At 69.0% G+C, this 18404-nt stretch carries 16 protein-coding genes and 1 pseudogene; 10 read left to right on the top strand and 7 right to left on the bottom strand.

Translation table 11 applies throughout. The features are described 5' to 3' along the window. Positions 1–106: 106 nt before the first annotated feature. From rsmG to ACFVJS_RS16575, 4 genes are all read left to right on the top strand, one after another. Positions 107–844: a 16S rRNA (guanine(527)-N(7))-methyltransferase RsmG gene (gene rsmG, locus ACFVJS_RS16590; protein ID WP_378882268.1), complete on the top strand. Its 738-nt coding sequence runs from the start codon at positions 107–109 to the stop codon at positions 842–844. 99 nt (positions 845–943) lie between these two features. Further along, positions 944–1942 carry a ParA family protein gene (locus tag ACFVJS_RS16585; RefSeq protein ID WP_378882265.1) on the top strand — a complete coding sequence of 333 codons (999 nt, stop codon included), beginning with the start codon at positions 944–946 and terminating at the stop codon, positions 1940–1942. Further along, on the top strand, positions 1939–2073 hold the full coding sequence (locus tag ACFVJS_RS16580) for a hypothetical protein (RefSeq protein WP_378882262.1): 135 nt from the start codon (positions 1939–1941) through the stop codon (positions 2071–2073). The genes ACFVJS_RS16585 and ACFVJS_RS16580 overlap by 4 nt, the downstream gene beginning before the upstream one ends. An 18-nt stretch (positions 2074–2091) precedes the next feature. After that, positions 2092–3132, top strand: a complete 1041-nt coding sequence (locus ACFVJS_RS16575; protein ID WP_378882260.1) for a ParB/RepB/Spo0J family partition protein — start codon at positions 2092–2094, stop codon at positions 3130–3132. 177 nt (positions 3133–3309) lie between these two features. Here the strand turns inward: ACFVJS_RS16575 and ACFVJS_RS16570 are convergent, their stop codons facing one another. After that, entirely contained in the window at positions 3310–4626 is a 1317-nt protein-coding gene (locus ACFVJS_RS16570; protein ID WP_378882258.1) for a PLP-dependent aminotransferase family protein, read from the bottom strand. Positions 4627–4693: 67 nt separating this feature from the next. Between ACFVJS_RS16570 and ACFVJS_RS16565 the strand changes: the two genes are divergently transcribed. Then, positions 4694–5350 (top strand): GNAT family N-acetyltransferase, encoded by a 657-nt coding sequence (locus ACFVJS_RS16565; protein WP_378882255.1) that lies wholly within the window; start codon positions 4694–4696, stop codon positions 5348–5350. Positions 5351–5612: 262 nt separating this feature from the next. Here ACFVJS_RS16565 and trxA read toward each other — a convergent pair whose 3' ends face one another. From trxA to ACFVJS_RS16540, 5 genes are all read right to left on the bottom strand, one after another. Further along, complete coding sequence (gene trxA / locus ACFVJS_RS16560; protein WP_045547254.1) at positions 5613–5942, bottom strand: thioredoxin; 330 nt, start codon at positions 5940–5942, stop codon at positions 5613–5615. 92 nt (positions 5943–6034) lie between these two features. Next, positions 6035–7012: a thioredoxin-disulfide reductase gene (trxB, locus tag ACFVJS_RS16555; RefSeq protein WP_378882251.1), complete on the bottom strand. Its 978-nt coding sequence runs from the start codon at positions 7010–7012 to the stop codon at positions 6035–6037. Between the two features lie 94 nt (positions 7013–7106). Next, on the bottom strand, positions 7107–8849 hold the full coding sequence (locus tag ACFVJS_RS16550; protein WP_378882249.1) for a protein kinase family protein: 1743 nt from the start codon (positions 8847–8849) through the stop codon (positions 7107–7109). 69 nt (positions 8850–8918) lie between these two features. After that, complete coding sequence (gene murJ / locus ACFVJS_RS16545) at positions 8919–10556, bottom strand: murein biosynthesis integral membrane protein MurJ (RefSeq protein ID WP_378882246.1); 1638 nt, start codon at positions 10554–10556, stop codon at positions 8919–8921. Then, positions 10553–12730: a DUF6049 family protein gene (locus tag ACFVJS_RS16540; RefSeq protein ID WP_378882244.1), complete on the bottom strand. Its 2178-nt coding sequence runs from the start codon at positions 12728–12730 to the stop codon at positions 10553–10555. Before ACFVJS_RS16540 ends, murJ begins: the two co-directional genes overlap by 4 nt. 50 nt (positions 12731–12780) lie before the next feature. Here ACFVJS_RS16540 and ACFVJS_RS16535 point away from each other — a divergent pair, with 50 nt between their 5' ends. Together ACFVJS_RS16535 and ACFVJS_RS16530 are read left to right on the top strand one after the other, a co-directional pair. Then, positions 12781–14238 carry a CCA tRNA nucleotidyltransferase gene (locus ACFVJS_RS16535; protein WP_378882242.1) on the top strand — a complete coding sequence of 486 codons (1458 nt, stop codon included), beginning with the start codon at positions 12781–12783 and terminating at the stop codon, positions 14236–14238. Positions 14239–14349: 111 nt separating this feature from the next. Then, positions 14350–14805 carry an SRPBCC family protein gene (locus ACFVJS_RS16530; protein WP_378882240.1) on the top strand — a complete coding sequence of 152 codons (456 nt, stop codon included), beginning with the start codon at positions 14350–14352 and terminating at the stop codon, positions 14803–14805. A gap of 14 nt (positions 14806–14819) precedes the next feature. On the opposite strand, the gene ACFVJS_RS16525 is transcribed toward ACFVJS_RS16530, so the two are convergent. Continuing rightward, on the bottom strand, positions 14820–16061 hold the full coding sequence (locus tag ACFVJS_RS16525; protein WP_378882237.1) for a helix-turn-helix domain-containing protein: 1242 nt from the start codon (positions 16059–16061) through the stop codon (positions 14820–14822). A gap of 151 nt (positions 16062–16212) precedes the next feature. Between ACFVJS_RS16525 and ACFVJS_RS16520 the strand changes: the two genes are divergently transcribed. The 3 genes and pseudogenes from ACFVJS_RS16520 to ACFVJS_RS16510 all read left to right on the top strand — a co-directional run. Next, a complete protein-coding gene (locus ACFVJS_RS16520; RefSeq protein WP_378882235.1) occupies positions 16213–17334 on the top strand; it encodes an efflux RND transporter periplasmic adaptor subunit in 1122 nt (373 codons plus the stop codon). After that, positions 17331–18038 carry an ABC transporter ATP-binding protein gene (locus ACFVJS_RS16515; protein WP_378882233.1) on the top strand — a complete coding sequence of 236 codons (708 nt, stop codon included), beginning with the start codon at positions 17331–17333 and terminating at the stop codon, positions 18036–18038. The genes ACFVJS_RS16520 and ACFVJS_RS16515 overlap by 4 nt, the downstream gene beginning before the upstream one ends. Next, a pseudogene (locus tag ACFVJS_RS16510) lies at positions 18035–18404 on the top strand (ABC transporter permease); the annotation flags it as partial. The gene ACFVJS_RS16515 and the pseudogene ACFVJS_RS16510, both read left to right, overlap by 4 nt.

Raw genomic sequence — 18404 nt, 5'->3', positions numbered from 1 at the left:
ACCCCGGTCCGCCCCACGAGTGGTCTCGACAAGCTCGACCACCCGACAAGCTCGACCACTGGGCGGGGAGTTCTTGGATGCGCGTTTCACGTGAAACAGTTCGTGTGTGAGCGAGGAACGTGAGGGCTTGGAGGGGGCCGACGAGATGGACCCTCGAGCAGAGAAGGTCTTTCCTGCCGATCGGCTGGAGCTCGCGGAGAAGTACGCGGCCTGGTTGGCTGACGCGGGAGTGGTGCGGGGGCTCATCGGGCCGCGGGAGGTTCCGCGGCTGTGGGATCGGCACATCCTCAACTGCGCTGTGCTGGGGGAGGTGATCCCGGAAGGAGTTGCGGTCGCGGACATCGGGTCCGGTGCCGGCCTGCCGGGACTGGTCCTCGCGATCGCGCGTCCGGATCTGCAGATCACGCTGATCGAGCCGCTGCTGCGGCGTACGACCTTTCTCGAGGAGGTCGCCGAGGATCTCGGTCTCGAGAACGTGACGGTGCTGCGGGGGAGGGCGGACGCCTTCCAGGGCGAGCTCGGGTTCGACGTGGTGACCTCGCGGGCGGTGGCCGGTCTGGGGAAGCTGCTCGACTGGTCGATGCCGCTCGTGGTGCCGACGGGAGCGCTCGTCGCGATGAAGGGATCGAGCATCGAGGCGGAGATCCAGGAGGCGGAACCGACACTGAAGAAGTGGGGATGCGCGCCTCCGACCGTTTCGGAGCTCGGTGTAGACGTTTTGGAGACGACAACTGTCGCGGTTCGGGTGGTTTGGTCCGATCCCGCACGGGTAGATTGGCCGCCGGTCCCGAAGGGCAGCCAGAAGGGGTCCAAGGGCGGATCCCGAAAGAAGAAGCGCCGCTAACGGGTGGTCGAGCTTGTCGAGACCACGAGATTCCTTACGCGAGACGTCATCTCGACAAGCTCGATGACCGGGACCAGCGACGACAGAGGATGAGGACACATGCCGTACGACGACGAGAGCACGCAGAGCGCCGTTTCACGTGAAACCGACGAGCCGGTGTCGATCAGGCTCCGTACCGCCGGCGACATCGCCTCCTTCGACAACGACTTCGCCACGGAGACGACGCCGCTGGCAGCTGCTGCCGAGCACACGCTCCTGGCGCGTGGTGCCGCGAGCAACCGGCCGCCGCTGCCGCGCCCGGCGAGCACGCGCGTGATCGTCTCCGCCAACCAGAAGGGTGGCGTCGGCAAGACCACGTCGACGGTGAACATCGCCGCGGCGCTGGCTCAGCTCGGTCAGAAGGTCCTGGTCATCGACCTCGATCCGCAGGGCAACGCCTGCACCGCGTTCGACGTCGACCACTACCAAGGCACCCCGGGGACGTACGAAGTCCTGGTCGAGGGCGCGGCGCTCGAGGATGTCGTCGTCCCGGTGCCGAGGCTCGAGGGTCTCGAGCTCGTGCCGGCGACGATCGACCTGGCGGGTGCCGAGGTCGAGCTCGTCGAGGAGGAGGGACGCGAGCAGCGCCTGAAGACGGCACTGGCGAAGTCTCCCCGCGTCGGTGACGCCGAGGACCGCTGGGACTACGTCCTCATCGACTGCCCGCCGTCGCTCGGTCTGTTGACGGTCAACGCGCTTGTCGCGAGCACCGAGGTGATGATCCCGATCCAGGCGGAGTACTACGCGCTCGAGGGTCTGGGTCAGCTCCTCAAGACGGTCGAGATGGTGCGTGCCGCGCTGAACCCGTCGCTGAAGGTGTCCTCGATGCTGATCACGATGTACGACGCCCGCACCCGCCTCGCCTCGCAGGTCGCCGAGGAGGTGCGTGAGCACTTCGGCGACACTGTGATGCGCACGTTCATCCCCCGCGCCGTGCGCGTGTCCGAGGCCCCGTCGTTCGGGCAGACGGTGATGACGTACGACCCCGGCTCACCGGGTGCGCTGAGCTATCTCGAGGCAGCCAAGGAGCTCGCCAAGCAGGGCGAGCAGCGAGGGTGATCGAGCTTGTCGAGATCACCCGTGAAGCTGGCCGGACACCGGTGGTCGAGCTTGTCGAGACCACCCGTGAAGCTGGCCGGACACCGGTGGTCGAGCCTGTCGAGACCACCCGCGAAGCAGCAAGAAACTGACATGGGGGACACCGAAATATGAGCAAGCAGCCGCCGAAGCGTGGTCTCGGACGAGGTCTGGGCTCGCTGATCCCGACCGCTCCTGCCGCGAGTGGAAACGAGTCGACGGACAACGCTCCTGTCCAGCCGGACGTCCGTCATTCGGACCTTTCCGCTGGAGCGACTTCTGGCCCGTCCGTGGACCCTGGGTCCACCGAGTCGGCGGAAGGCCGCCAGATCGAGAAATCGGATCTGGCGCCTGTCGACGGCGCATATTTCGCCGAACTGCCGGTGAAGCAGATCCACCCGAACCATGTGCAGCCTCGGCAGGTGTTCGACGAGGAGGCGATGGCCGAACTGGTCCACTCGATCAGTGAGATCGGCCTGCTCCAGCCCATCGTCGTCCGGAAGGTGGCGACCGACTCCTACGAGCTGGTCATGGGTGAGCGCCGCTGGCGCGCCACGCAGAAGGCCGGCCTCGATGTCATCCCGGCGATCGTTCGCGAGACCGATGACACCGACATGCTCCGCGACGCGCTCCTGGAGAACCTCCACCGCTCGCAGCTGAACCCCCTCGAAGAGGCGGCCGCCTACCAGCAGCTGCTCAACGACTTCGCGTGTACGCACGACGAGCTCGCCCAGCGGATCGGCCGCTCGCGCCCGCAGATCTCCAACACGATCCGGCTGCTGAAGCTGTCGCCTTCGGTGCAGCGCCGCGTCGCCGCGGGCGTGCTCTCGGCCGGTCATGCCCGGGCGCTGCTCGCGGTCGACGGCGAGGCTCAGCAGGACAAGCTGGCGCAGAAGGTGGTCGCCGAGGGCATCTCCGTGCGCGGCCTCGAGGAGATCGTCGCTCTGGGCGACCCGGATGGTGACGCCTTCGCCACGCCTCGCGTGCGGCGTGCGAAGCCGAACGCGCCAGGGCTCAAGGAGATCTCCGATCGGCTCTCCGACCGCTTCGACACTCGCGTCAAGGTCGATCTGGGGCGCTCCAAGGGAAAGATCACCGTCGAGTTCGCCACCCTGGACGACCTGCGCCGGATCGTAGACCTGATGTCGCCGGCTGCAGACGAATCCATTTAGTCATCAAGCGATAAAGCGTTTTGTCGACAAATAGCTAGAGGGATTTCAGCCAGGTCATCGAGCCGGTCGAGATGACTCCGGTGACGAGGGATAGATGTGATCTCGACAAGCTCGACCACCGGCGATGTCCGATCATCGAGCTTGTCGAGATGACCCCTGAACGGGGCGGCCCTCGAACTACTGCGTGTTCGTGGAGGGGTGCTCCGCACCCCGGATCGGCAGGCCCGGGATCGGGCCGGTCGCACCGAACGTCTCCAGGAGCTCCATCTCGGCCTCGATGACGCCGGCCAGGCGACGTACGCCTTCTCGGATCCGCTCCGGGGTGGGGTAGCAGTAGGAGATCCGCATCGAGGAGGCGCCGAAGCCGTCGGCGTAGAAGCCGGTGCCGGGGACGTACGCCACGCGGGCGGTGACCGCGCGGGGCAGCATGGCCTTGCAGTCGATGCCGGCAGGGAGCGTCAGCCAGACGAAGAAGCCGCCGTCGGGCTTGGTCCAGGTGCAGGCCGCGGGCATGTAGTCCTCGAGCGCGTCGAGCATGGTGTCGCGGCGCTCGCGGTACATCTCCCGCATCTCCTTGATCTGGCCCTGCCAGTCGTGGTTGGAGAGATAGGCGGAGACGGCCATCTGGTTGAACGGCGGCGGGCAGAGCGTCGCGGACTCCTGGGCGAGCACCAGCTTCTCGCGGATCGCGGAGGGGGCCAGCGCCCAGCCGACGCGCAGGCCGGGGGAGAACGTCTTGGAGAAGGACCCGAGGTAGATGACACCGGGGTCCTGGGCCCGCATCGCCGGCCGAGGCTCGTCGTCGAAGCCGAGGAGGCCGTAGGGGTTGTCCTCCAGCACCAGGATGTCGTGGCGCCGGCAGATCTCCAGGATCTGGGTGCGGCGTTCGGGGGTCATGGTGACGCCGGTGGGGTTCTGGAAGTTCGGGATCGTGTAGAGGAACTTCACCTTGCGACCCGAGGCCTTCGTGGAGACGATCGCCTGCTCCAGAGCGCTCGGGATGAGGCCCTCTGAGTCGACCTCGGCGTGCACCACGTCGCACTGGTAGCCCTTGAAGACACCGAGGGCCCCGACGTACGACGGGGCCTCACAGATCACGACGTCGCCGGGGTCGCAGAAGACGCGGGTGACCAGGTCGACGGCCTGCTGGGAGCCGACGGTGACGACGACGTCGTCGGGGTGGGCTTCGATGCCCTCCAGGCGCATGACCTCGCAGATCTGCTCGCGGAGCACGGGATCGCCCTGGCCGCCGCCGTACTGCAGCGCCGTCGGGCCCTGGCTCAGGACGAGGTCCTTGATCGAGTCGCCGACAACGTCCAGCGGGAGGCTGGAGATGTTGGGCATGCCGCCGGCCAGCGAGACGACCTCCGGGCGCGCTGCGACTGCGAAGAGAGCTCGCACCTCAGAGACCGTCATACCTGCCGTGCGGGCGGCGTAACGGTCGGCGTACGGGTCGAGGCGGGATGATGTTGCGCGCTGGGGAAGATCAGTCATGGTGTCACCATCATGAAGGATCGCATACGCTGGTGACAGACCCTTAACCGATCATCAAGGGTGAGACATGGCACGCCGCATCCTGCCGCTGACGCTGGACCTCTTCGCCGAGGTCCCGGCGCCGTGCCGTGCCTGTCTGTTCTGGGAGCGGGATCCGGTCGGCCATCGCCGCGTCGCCTCCTCGCAGACGATCGCGGCCAAGGAGGCGTGGATCTCCGAGGTGCTCCGCGAATGGGGGTCGTGCGGTCGGGTCGCCGTCGTGGACGGCAAGCCGGTGGGGTTCGTGCTCTACGCGCCACCGGTCTTCGTCCCCCGGGTGGCCTCGTTCCCCTCCGGGCCGGTGTCCGCCGACGCCGTCCTGATGACCACCGTGTGGATCGATCCGCGACATGTCGGTGGCGGGATCGGCCGGATGCTGGTCCAGGGAATGGCCCGTGACCTGGTGCAACGTGGTGAGTGCCGAGCGATCGAGGCCTTCGGTGACGTGGGGCCACTGAGTGGGATCCACGGCCGCCGCTGCGCCGCCCCGGCCGACTTCCTGGGGCGCGTCGGGTTCAAGACCCATCGGGAGCATCCCACCGTGCCGCGGATGCGGATGGACCTGAAGCAGACCGTCACCTGGATCGACGACTTCGAGTCCGCGTGGGAGCGGATCCGGGAGGTCGTACGTCCTCGCACCCATCCGTCGCCGGCCTCCACGGAGCTGCATCGCGACAGCGAGTGAATGTTTCCCGTGAAACGGTGGTGGTCGAGCCGGTGGTCGAGCCTGTCGAGACCACGAGCCCCTGGTGGTCGAGCCTGTCGAGACCACGAGCCCCTGGTGGTCGAGCTTGTCGAGACCACGAGTCGCCACACCTCAATCTCGCCGCCCCAAACTGCCAACTCGGCCGTCAAAAGTGCCGTCTCGGCCGACGGGGCGGACGTCTCGGCGAAATGACGATCGCGCGCCACTGTGACAGTGGCGCGCCATCGTGTGACAGCTGGTGTCAGCCGATGAACTCCTGGAGCTCCTTGAGGAGCGCGGCCTTCGGCTTGGCGCCGACGATGGACTTCACGACCTCGCCGTTCTGGTAGACGTTGATGGTCGGGATGCCGGTCACGCGGTAGGTGGAGGGGGTGACCGGGTTCTCGTCGACGTTCATCTTGGTGAAGGTGACCTTGTCACCGTGCTCACCGGCGAGCTCCTCGAGGATCGGGGAGACCTGGCGGCACGGGCCGCACCACTCGGCCCAGAAGTCGACCAGTACGGGCTTGTCGGACTTCAGAACGGTCGAGTCGAACTCGGCGTCGGTCACGGCGGTCATGTTGTCAGCCACGATGGGTTCCTTCTCGGTAGGGACGGGTTGGGAGGTCTGTGGTCAGAACGCTGGGCTTGTGCCGCACATTCCCGGAGAAAACGTACGAGACGTCAGGCCGAGACAGCGGCAGCGGCCTCGGCGTGGGCCTGGTGAGCCAGGAACTTCTCCGCGTCGAGCGCGGCCTGGCAGCCGGTGCCGGCGGCGGTGATGGCCTGGCGGTAGACGTGGTCGACCAGGTCACCGGCGGCGAAGACGCCCTCGATGTTGGTGGCGGTCGAGCCCTCCTTGGTCAGGACGTAGCCGTCGTCGTCGAGGTCGACCTGGCCCACCAGCAGCTCCGACCGCGGGATGTGGCCGATCGCGATGAACAGGCCGGCGCACTCGAGGTCGCGCAGCTCCCCGGTCTTGGTGTCCTTGACGGTGATGCTCTCCACGGACAGCTCGCCGTTGATCGACTCGACCACGGAGTTCCAGGCGATCTCGAGCTTCGGGTCGGCGAAGGCGCGCTCCTGCATGATCTTCGAGGCGCGCAGCTCGTCGCGGCGTACGAGCAGGGTGACCGAGGAGCCGAAGCGGGTCAGGAAGAGGGCCTCCTCCAGGGCAGAGTCACCGCCGCCGACGACCACGATGGGCTTCTGGCGGAAGAAGAAGCCGTCGCAGGTGGCACACCAGGAGACGCCCTTGCCGGAGAGCTCGTCCTCGCGGGGCAGGCCGAGCTTCTTGTAGCCCGAGCCGGTGGCGAGGATGACGGCCTTCGCGTAGTGGGTGTCGGTCGCGGTCTTGATCACCTTGATCGGCCCGGTGAGGTCCATCTCGACCACGTCGTCGGGCTCGAGCTCGGCACCGAAGCGCTCGGCCTGGGCACGCATGTTGTCCATCAGCTCCGGGCCCATGATGCCGTCACGGAAACCGGGGAAGTTCTCGACCTCGGTGGTGTTCATCAGGGCACCGCCGGCGGTCACCGACCCCTCGAAGACGAGCGGCTGCAGTCCGGCGCGGGCGCTGTAGACCGCTGCGGTGTAGCCCGACGGGCCGGAACCCACCACGATCACGTTGCGGGGGTCGGTCGGGGACGACGGGGTCGGCATCAATGGCTCCTCAGGTGTGGCTGGCGAACTGCACAACAGATCGTAGGCCACGTACATTCCTTGGCCCTGAACGCGGACCAAGCGGCGGCTCGGCTCAGGCCAGCGGGGTGCCGAGGACCTCGATCTCCTTGACCTCGGCACGATAGCCACCGTCACCAGTGGGCAGGCCGGTCAGCCAGACGAGTACGTAGCCGCCCTCGGGTGCGCCTTCGAGCTTGATCTCGCCTTCGGTGCCGACGCTGCCCTTCGCAGCCGGAGCGCCGCTGGGGTCGCTGGTCCACGGCGAGTCGCCGACGTAGACGCTGATGTCCGTGGGCTCACCGATCATCCGGAACTTCAGGGAGTCGACCGCGTAGTCACCCTTGAGGTTGAGCACGATGCCGATACCCGGCTTCAGCGAACGCGGGCCGTCACCGATCTGGTCGTTGTAGGTCGACGTGCGCCAGTTGGTGGCAGGGTCGTCCTTGCCGTCCACCACGCCCGCGACCAGGTCGGGGTACTCGGTGGGCGGGTCGCCGTGCGGGTCGAGGTCCTTGGCGGTGATGTCCTTGATCGGCGTCGGCTTGGTCTCGGCCGGGGTGTCTCCGCCGTTGTTGCCGGTGCCGGGGTTCTCCGCGGTGGTGTTGGGGTCGTCGCCGACGATGTTCCAGGCGATCGAGCCGGCGATGAGGACCAGGACCACGAGGGCGACGCCCATCGCGATGCGGAGCCAGCTGGCCCCCGGCTTCTGGTTGTAGTCGGGCTCCTCGGCGATCGCTACGTTGGCGCCGGTCCAGGGGCCCTGCCAGCCGTTGTAGGAGGCGTCCGGGGCCACCGGGCGGCGAGCGGCCGGAGGGGCCTGCTGCGGACGCTGTGGCGGTACGTAGCCGGGGGTCTCGTCGGCGAAGAGGGGCTTCGACGGGGTCGGATCCTGCATCGGCGGCGGCGTGGAGGGACGCTGACGCTGGGGACGTACGACTTCGGGGGCCACGCCGATGGCGTTGGAGACGGCCGGTGCCCCGGTGGGCTCGAGCTTGGCCGGCGGGGCCATCGCCTGGGTGTCCTCGTCGACCGCCGAGGGCCGGTTGAGGGGCGCGGTCGGCTCGCCGGAGAAGCCGGCGAGCGCGGAGTGGAGCTCGGCGGCGGTCAGGGGCGGCATGTCGGCGCCGCTGCCCAGCACCCGGTCGCACAGGTCGTCGAGCGGACGCGGCACGCCGGCGCGTACCTGCCGGGGACGGAGCACACGGCCGTGGTCGCGCGGCGCCGGCGGCATCGAGGAGAGCGTCTCGCCGGCCCACTTGCCGGTCAGGGCGGCGTAGAGGACGCCGACGGCGTCGACCCGGTCGCGTCGCTGGGCGTCGCGGGTGTCGGGGTCGATCCCGTGCAGCGCGGCGTCGACTCCGAAGCCGATGATGCGCACCGCGCCGAGGTCGTCGAGCAGCACGGCCTCGGGGTTGAGCCGGCCGTGGGCGTGGCCCTGGTCGTGAGCCACGACCAGCAGGTCGGCGACCTCGGAGGCGATCCAGGCGGCCTGCTGCGGAGGCAGCGGACCACCGGCGGCCAGGGCGTTCTCCAGGGACGCGCCCTCGCCCCACTCGTTGACGACGTACGCGACCTGGTCGGTCTGAGCGGCGTCGAGCACGCGCAGCATCCGGGGGTCACCGACGGCGGCGGAGTTGCGGGCGGCGGCCATCAGGCGGGGCGCACGCTCGTCGTGGGCGTCGAGGACGTGCACGGCAACCGGGCGGCCGAGCACCGCGTCCTGGGCACGCCAGAAGCGTCCCTCACGGGACTCGCTCAGCAGATCCGTCAGCTGGTATCTGCCGGCGAGGACGTCGCCTGATTGCGTGAACTCCATATCGGACCCATTCTTTCAGACCTTGCCAGACAGTGATGAGGCTGTCCGATGGTGGTCAAGGGCAGGTGCTCAACGACGCAGCCGTCGGGCGACCTGTTGCACCATCGTGGTCAGCTCCTTGACCTGGGCAGCCTGCGCCCCGAGGAGCAGCATGCCGAGATGCAGCGCCCCGACGATAGCGGCACCGATCAAGGCCAGCACCATCGTCGGCTCGTCGTTGATCAGGCCCAGCCCGGTGCGCAGCAGCCACGCCGCGACAGCGGCGACGACGGTCACCATCAGCAGGCGGGCGAGGAACGCCAGCAGCCCGCGGCCGTCCAGGTCGCCGAGGGTGCGCTTGAGCACGACGTACGAGACCACGGAGCCGACCAGGTAGGACAGCGAGTAGGCGCCGGCCAGGGCTGCGGCGGTGTGCTCGGCGGAGAAGGCCCGGGTCAGCAGCAGCGCAGCGACGATGTTGGTCGCCGCGACCGAGCACTGGATGAAGAAGACGGTGCGGTTCTGCTCCAGCGAGTAGAAGCCGCGCAGCAGCAGGTAGTGGATCGTGAAGAAGACCAGTCCGGCCGCGAAGACCGACAGCGTCGGGGCGTAGAGCTGGAAGGTGTCCGCGCCGGCGCCGTAGCCGAACAGGAGGTGCGCGATGTCCTCGGCCAGCACCGGAATCACGGCAGCGAGCGGAATGACGAGCGCGAGCGCGTTGCGCAGCTGGTGCGACAGCGTACGTCCCAGCTCGGGGAGCTCGCCGGCGGCGCCGTGGCGCGAGAGCAGCGGCAAGATCGCCGTGGCCAACGAGACCGTGATGATCGAGTGGGGCACCTGAGTGACCAGGAAGCTGTTGGAGTAGACCGTGTATCCGACGTCTTCCTTGCTTGCGCCGTTTGAGGAGAGCCGGACCACGATCGTGTACGCCACCTGGTTGACAACCACGAAGAGCACGGTCCACACGGCCAGCCGTCCGGTCTGGGACAGGCCGGCGCCGCGGAAGTCGAAACGCGGCCGGAAGCGCACCCCAGTCTTGTGCAGCACCGGAAGGAGCAGCAGGAACTGGAGCACGATGCCGAGCGTGGATCCGAGCCCGAGCAGCGTCTCCTGGCCGGTTGTGAAACCACCGACGTTCGACGGCCCGAAGACGACCAGGTAGATCACCAGGGTCGAGATCGCGATGATGTTGTTGGCTATGGGCGCCCACATCATCGGGCCGAAGCTGCCGCGGGCGTTGAGCACCTGCCCGACCAGCACGAACATCCCGTAGAAGAAGACCTGCGGCAGGCACCAGCGGGCGAAGTCGATGGCCGACTCGAGCTGGGCCTTGTTGTCAGCGGTGTACCAGTCGGCACCGAGGTAGAGGCGCATCAGCAGCGGCGCCCCGAGGACGAGGATGACCGTGACCACGCCGAGGAACAGCCCGGCGAGGGTGATGATCCGGTCGGTGTAGGCGGCCCCGCCGTCAGCGTCGTTCTTCTGCGCCTTGACCAGCTGCGGCACGAGCACCGCGTTTAAGACGCCGCCCGCCAGCAGGATGTAGAGCATGTTGGGGACGGTGTTGGCGATGTTGAAGACGTCGGCGTGCAGCCCGGAACCCAGGGCCGCGACCAACAGGGCGGATCGGAGGAAGCCGCTGAGCCGGGAGAACATCGTCCCTGCGGCCATCACCGCGCTGTTGGCCAGGACCGAGCTTCCGCCGGACTTCTGCTCGGTGGCTGTCACGCTTCTCCTGACGTACGGGCTTTCTTGGCCTTCATGATGCGCCGGGTGAGTCGCACGGCGATCGCCGCGAAGAGTAGCGCGCAGCCGGTGCCGACGAACCACCAGATCACCCCGCTCACCTGCGAGGGGCGGATCGGGACGGAGGCGTGGGCACCCAGCGGGTTGCCCTTGGTGTCGGTGACGACGATGAGCGCGGTGTGGGTGCCGGTGTCGTGCATGCTCGCCGCGAGGTTGAAGCTCGCCTTCGAGTTGGCGTCGAGCTGGACGGGCTCGGAGGTGGCGACCCGGAGCGAGTCGTCGGTGATCGCGTCCAGCCGCACCGTGACCGGTTCGTCGAGCTCGTTGCTCAGGGTGACCTGGAACTCGCCGCCCTTCATGCTCGACAGGATCACCTTCGGCGGGACGCTCACGGTGATCGAGCTCAGCTCCGAGCTGATCTGGTCGAGCGCGTTCGCGGCCGAGTCGGTGTCGCCCTTGCGAGCGGAGTAGGAGGTCGTCGTCAGCGCCTCGCTGAGGACGTCGTCGGCGACCTCGTCGTTGTGGGTCAGGACGCGCTGCAGCAGCTCGCCGGCTCCGATGAGGTCGTTGGCGGCATTGATCCGGTCGGAGGAGATCTCCGCCTTCATCTCGCGGCGCGGGTAGCGGAGCCGGTCGACGGTGACCGAGGTCGGCTTGTGCCCGGCGATCGCCTCGGACAGCGTCGAGGACTCGATCCAGGGGGCGTTCTCCCACGGGGTGACGAACGAGGCCGGGCTCTGCGGAGGGTGCCAGCCGTCGGGGATCACCGCCACGAGCGGCTTGCCGGAGCCCCGGCTCAGGGCCGCCTCGGCGACGATCCGCTGGCGCACGGAGATGGCGTCGACGGGGTCGTTGGGTCCGGGCCCGCCGGCCGCCGCCCCGGAGGAGGTCACGATCATCTGGTGGCCGTCGAGGTCGGCGACGACCGGCGCGGTGCCGCGGAACATCCGGTCGCTGACCAGGTTGACCGCACCCGGCTCGAGGAGGTTGACCGCGGCTCGGTCGAGGTAGCCCGTCGGCGGGGCGACGGCCGAGGTCGCCTTGATGCCGAGCTCGGTGAGCGCCTGGGCGGTCTGCTCCCGCGCGGTGGCCAGCAGGTCGGGATCGTTGGTCGCGAGCGCGGACAGGTCGGGATCGGCGTACGGGAGCGCGAGCAGGTTGTGGCCGGCGAGCGCCTTCTCCAGGCGGCCGAGCCAGACGGTCGCGGCCTTCTGCGCGGCCTTCGCCTCCTCGTCGACCGATTGCTCGGCGGCGGTGTCGGCACTGGCCGACGCGCTCGGCAGCAGCGCGGAGGCGGAGGGCGACGCGCTCTGGCTCCCGCTCTCCTCCGGCTCCTCGCCGCTCTCGTCCGTCGGCGACAGGTTGCGGGGCGGGTTGCCCTCGGCGAGGTTGCGTACGGCATCGATCAGTGCGGGGTCGATCGCCCAGGTCAGGCTGGGGATCTCGGTGCCGGTCTCGAGCATCCGGAAGAGGCGGCCGCCGGCGCTGAGGTCACGGGTCCAGCCGGGGAGGTAGTTGACGCTGCCGTCGGCGTTGTAGACCACGCTGCGCCGCAGGGGCATGACCAGCGAGACCTTCTCGGCCTTGGCCTTCTTGTTCGGCTCCTTGACCAGCGGAAGGAAGGTGCGCGCCCGGCCGTCGGCGGTGGTGGGAGTGGTCGCGCCCAGCGCGTGCACCCCGAACCAGTAGACGCCCGGCTGGGTCACGTGCAGGAGCTTGCGAGGCACCCGGAGCGACCACGAGTAGCTCTCGCCGGGGGCGAGGTCGGGGACCGCCGCGTACGCCCCCTCGGTCACGATCCGCTCGCCCACCAGCGCGTCGGCCGGCATCTCGGCGGCCTCGGCCAGCTCCTTGGAGGTGGTCATCGGCGTGTCGCCGATGAACGGGTAGATCCTGACGCCGTTCCACTCGTCCTCGGTGGTGTTGACGACCTTGCCACGCACCGTGATGCGGCCCTTGGTGCGGCCGTCGAGGCTGACCGTGTCGAGCTGGTCGATGCTCACCGCCAGCGGGTCGGTCTCCTCGGGCTCGTCCGCAGCGTGGGCGGGCGTCGGGGACAGCCACATCAGCAGGGGTGCCAGCAGCGCCAGGACGAGTGCGGCGGCGGCTCGCCCGCGTGGCCGCGGGGGCCTCGCCTGATGCTGGCGGACTGGCATGACTTCGAGAATATCTTTCCGGGGGTGCGGTCCTCGTAGACTGCGGCGTTGTGTCCGACAGCCAGCTTCCCCCGATCAGCGTCGCCGATGTTCAGCGATCGGTGACTGCTGAACTGGACCGTATCGCACCGGTGATCGACTCCCTCGGAGAGGCCTTCGCTGCAGACGGTCACGAGCTGGCCCTGGTCGGTGGACCCGTCCGCGACGCGATGCTCGGCCGTCGTCACAACGACCTCGACTTCACCACCTCGGCCCGCCCCGAGGAGACCGAGAAGATCCTGCGTACGTGGGGTGAGGCGCTGTGGGACATGGGCCGTGACTTCGGCACCATCGGCACCCGCAAGGGCCCGTGGCAGGTGGAGGTCACCACCTACCGCTCCGAGGCCTACACGGCCGACTCCCGCAAGCCCGAGGTGGCCTACGGAACGTCGCTGGCCGATGATCTCGTACGCCGCGACTTCACCGTCAACGCGATGGCGGTGCGGCTCCCGGGCCGTGAGGTCGTCGACCTCTACGGCGGTGTCGTCGACCTGGCGACCCGGGTGCTGCGGACCCCCGGGACCCCCGAGGACTCCTTCTCCGACGACCCGCTGCGGATGATGCGGGCGGCGCGGTTCGCTGCCCAGCTCGGCTTCGAGGTCGCGCCCGAGGTCGTCGCGGCGATGAAGGACATGGCCTCGCGGATCTCGATCATCTCCGCCGAGCGGGTCCGCGACGAGCTGGTGAAGCTGATCTGCGCGCCCTTCCCGCGGCGCGGGCTCACGCTGCTCGTCGAGACCGGTCTGGCCGACCTGGTGCTGCCCGAGCTGACCGCGCTGCGGATGGAGCGCGACGAGCACAACCGCCACAAGGACGTCTACGAGCACACCCTCACCGTGCTCGAGCAGTCGATCGACCAGGAGGCGCGTCTTGGTGGTGAGCCCGACTTCGTGTCGCGGTTCGCGGCACTGATGCACGACGTCGGCAAGCCCCGCACCCGGAAGTTCCACGACGACGGCACCGTCTCGTTCCACCACCACGACGTCGTCGGCGCCAAGATGACCCGCAAGCGGATGAAGGCGCTGCGGTTCTCCAACGACGAGATCGAGGCGGTCTCGAAGCTGGTCGAGCTGCACCTGCGCTTCCACGGCTACGGCGACGGCGACTGGACCGACTCGGCGGTGCGCCGCTACGTCCGCGACGCCGGCGACCAGCTCGAGCGGCTCCACGTCCTCACCCGTGCCGACTGCACCACTCGCAACCGCCGCAAGGCCGACCGCCTCGCCCGCACCTACGACGCCCTCGAGGCCCGCATCGAGCGGATCTCCGAGGAGGAGGAGCTCGCCGCCCTCCGCCCCGCGCTCGACGGCAACCAGATCATGTCGCTGCTCGACATCCCTCCGGGTCGTGAGGTCGGGGCTGCGTACAAGTTCCTCATGGACCTGCGCCTCGACGAGGGCATCCTCTCCGAGGACGAGGCCGCCAAGCGGCTCCTCGACTGGTGGGCCGAGCGCGACTCGACGCCTTGAGCGAACCATGCGGCGTACGCCTTGGGCGATCTGTCCGATGACGGCGCAGCGCATCTGTTGACATCTGGGCACCTACTGTCCATCGAGTCATACTGAGGGTACGGTTCCGGCATGACGACGATCACAGATCTCGAGGCAACGACCACGATCAACGCGACGCCGGCGCAGGTGTGGGCGGCGATCACCGACCTGCCACGGATGGCTTCGTGGAGCCCGCAGGTGGTGAAGACGATCGTGTTCGGGCCGGTCAAGGAGGGGACTCGGTTCCTCAACATCAACCACCAGGGCTGGAAGCACTGGCCGACCAACGCCAAGGTCGTACGTTTCACCCCGCACTCGGACTTCGCGTTCCGGATCACCGAGAACACCACGGTGTGGTCGTTCCGGCTCGAGGAGACGCCGGAGGGGACCCTGGTGACCCATCGGCGTGAGACGCCGACCGGCATCTCCGCCCTCTCCCGCTCGCTGACGAAGATCGCGTTCGGTGGTCAGGAGGGCTTCACCGAGGAGCTGCGTACGGGCATGGCGACCACGCTCGCCAAGCTCAAGGCCGACCTCGAGGGCTGAGCCACCGAGAGGGTTCAGGTGCGGGCGTTGGTGGTCCAGCGGTAGACGGTGCGCTGGCTGACGCCCAGCCTGGCGGCCACGTCCGGCACCCGGGCACCGGCGCGGACCAGGACCCGGGCGGCCTGGGACTTGTCCTCGGGGAGGTTTGCGAGCAGGTCCTCGACCTCGTCGGGGAAGGTGTCGGGGTAGTCCATCGCCGGCTCGGGGTCGGGGATGTTCTCCGGGAACGGGATGCGGTCGAGGAGCGTGCCGTCGGTGTCGGACGGCTTGGTGGCCGTGCGGCCGTTGCTGAACTGAGGAGCCATCCCGGCGCCCGGGGCGGCGTCCGCGGCGGAGCTGGCGGCCTCGGTCACCCGGCTCGAGACCTGGCGGCGGGTGTCGGTGGTGGCGAGCGCGGACGCCGTCTCGCGGGTGCGGTTCTCCCGCGCCGGCAGCACCTCGCGGGGCATGTCGGCGAGGTCGTTCGGGATCTGCTCGGTGATCTCGTCGGCGATCTGCTCGGCAGCGAGCTTCTCCACGACCGGCACACTGAGCGCCTCATGCACGTCGGGGAGCGTGATCGGCAGCCGGTCGGCCTGACGGGTGCCCTCGGCGACCGCGGCGAAGGCGTCGACCCACTGGTTGATCTGCTCGCGCATCGCGCCCGGGGCGACGGACCGCAGCGCGACCGCCTCGGCACGCCAGTAGCGCTTCTGCGCACGTTCGAGCTTCCGGCGCGACCCGGCCGTACGCTTCCGCAGCGCCGTGTCGCGGGCCCGCCTCCACTCGACGCGGGTGGCCAGGAGGGCGTGCATCCGGGCGCCCATCCGCAGGTCGGACCAGGAGCGCTCCATGGCGAGGTGACGGTCGCCGACGAGCGCCAGGTGCCACATCAGCGCAGCCAGCAGCGGCACGATGAACCGGAACGCCGCGGCGGTGACGGCGTGGCCGAGATGGATCTCGTGCCATCCCGCGAAGAAGCCGGATGCGGCCGACAGCAGCCAGGTCAGGGTCAGCAGCGTCTGCGCCGGCCGGTCCTGCTGGGCCGCCTCTCGCGCCATCAGTGCGACGGTGACCAGCGAGAGCTCGAAGACGCCGGCGAAGGCGTACGCATTGATCGCGCCCATGGCGAGCACGTCGCGGCCGAAGCCGACCATGGCGACGTACGCGGCCGCCGTCGAGATCAGCGCGACCGAGACTGCTCCGAAGAGGATGAGGCCACGGCCACTGCCCGTCGGGGTCGTCCGCTCGCGGGTCGTGTCGTTGTCGGGACGCATCGTGGGGTTCTCCCGGGCCAGAGGCGATCGATCGTTCGGGCCCGGAGTCTAGGGGATGGAACACGTGTTCGATGAGTGCGTGGATGGAGTGTTGCCGAACCGGGCAGAAATTCGGCCGCCGGGACCCGTCGCCCGGGGCTACAGTCCCGACATGTCGAAGACGGCGGTGCGCCGCGTACTTTTCAAGTCGTTCTGGGCGGTGATCGGGCTGGTCATCGCGGTCAGCCTCTTCAAGCTGGCCTTCACCGGTTCGACGCAGGATGCCGACGGTGCGCCGTTGACGCCGACCGGCGAGATCCCGCCGGAGGAGGTCGTCGCCGAGAAGGGCACGATCTCCAACTCCCTCACGATCGACGGCACGATCGTCATCGACAAGCCGGTCTCCGCCACCAGCTCGGTCAGCGGCGTGCTGGCGCACCGGTTCGCCGAGACCGGCGCCAAGGTGAGGAAGGGCGACAAGCTCTTCCAGGTGCGCGTCGAGGAGGAGCCCGCCGAGGAGGAGCCGGTCGAGGAGGAACCCGTCGAGCAGCCCGGGAACGTCGACGACGCCACCGGCGACGGCGACCGCGACGACGCCCCGGTCGAGCCGGCGGCACCCAAGCCGGTCTACCACTGGTACACGGTCGTCGCGCCCGCGACCGGCATCGTCGGCAACTACGCCGTCGACATGATGGCCGACGTCGCCGAGGACGGCGTGGTCGTCTCGATCCGCCCCACCACCTTCCACGCGGTCGGCGCGATCTCGCCGCTGGACCGCTACCGCCTGGCCGGCAACCCCGACAAGGTCACGGTCACCATCGAAGGCGGCCCGAAGCCGTTCACCTGCACCGATCTGCGCGTCGGCGACGCGGCGACCGAGACCATCGAGAGCGACAGGCCCGAGGGCGAGATGATGGAGGGCGGCTCCGTCGGCGAGGGCGAGTCGGGAGCGGGCGCCCGGATCAGCTGCCTGGTGCCGCAGAAGGTGACGGTCTTCGACGGCCTGACGATGACGATGACGATCGACGCGGGCACGAGCGACGGCGACGTCGTCACCATCCCGGTCACCGCGGTCACCGGCCTGGTGCGCGAGGGCACCGTCTGGGTCGTCGGCGAGGACGGCACGCCCACCGAGCAGCCGGTCAAGCTCGGCCTCACCGACGGCAAGCTGGTCGAGGTCACCAGCGGGCTGAAGGCCGGCGACTCGGTGCTGCGCTACGTCCCGGGCTCGAAGGAGTCGGGCGGCGGGAGGGGCGACGAGATGGCCGAGGAAATGCCCATGGGGGAGATGTGAGCGCTGAGGAGCTCCTGAGGCTGACCGGCGTGGCCCGCACGGTCGAGCTCCCCGACGGCGAAGACCTGCACATCCTGACCGGAGTCGACCTGCACGTTCGCCGCGGGGACCATGTCGGCATCGTCGGCCGCTCCGGCACCGGCAAGTCGACGCTGCTGAACCTGCTCGGCCTGCTGGACCGGCCCACCGGCGGCACCCTGGAATGGGCCGGCCGCAACGTCACCGACATCAGCAACCGGCAGGCCGCCCGGATCCGCGGACGCGACGTCGGGTTCGTCTTCCAGCAGTTCAACCTGCTGCCGGGACGTACGGCGCTGGAGAACGTGATGGCGCCGCTCCTCTACGCCTCGGGCCGGGAGTTCTGGCAGCGCAGGAAGCGTGCAGCGGAGATGCTCGAGCAGGTCGGGCTCGGCGACCGGCTCGACGCGATGCCGCAGTTCCTCTCCGGCGGCGAGCAGCAGCGCATCGCCATCGCCCGCGCCTTGGTACGCACGCCGTCGGTCGTGCTGGCAGACGAGCCCACCGGGGCGCTCGATGTGGAGACGGGCGCGATGGTGATGAAGCTGCTCGACCAGGCGACCTACGACTCCGGCGCCGCCCTGATCACCATCACCCACGACCAGAACGTCGCGGCGCTCGCCCGGCGGCGGTTCCGACTCGCCGAGGGACGGCTGCACCCGCTGACCGAGGAGGCGGTGGCGTGAGGACGTCCGTGGCACGGCTCGCCACCGGACTGGCCGCCTCGACCGTCGAGGCGTGGCAGGAGCTGCGCATCCACAAGCTCCGGGTGCTGCTGTCGCTGGTCGGGGTCGCGGTGGCGGTCGCTTCGATCACCGCGACCGTCGCGGCCGGCCAGATCGCGAAGCAGATGTTCACCGAGTCCTACGAGGTCGAGGGGCGGCCGGCGCACATCTCGGTCATGGCCTATGACGACCGCAACGGCATGCCGCTCGCCGTCGAACGGGTCCGGCCCGCGTTCCAGACCGTCACGGAGCGGTTCGGGGTGACGTACGCATCGGCTCGGATCTCCGCCTACGACATCAAGGCGACCACCGCGAGCCGGAGCAAGC

Origin of the sequence: Nocardioides sp. NPDC057772, assembly GCF_042798075.1 — a bacterium.
Taxonomy (GTDB): Bacteria; Actinomycetota; Actinomycetes; order Propionibacteriales; family Nocardioidaceae; genus Nocardioides.
The sequence above is the reverse complement of the archived record's forward strand: the minus strand, read 5'-3'. Positions and strand labels throughout refer to the sequence as shown.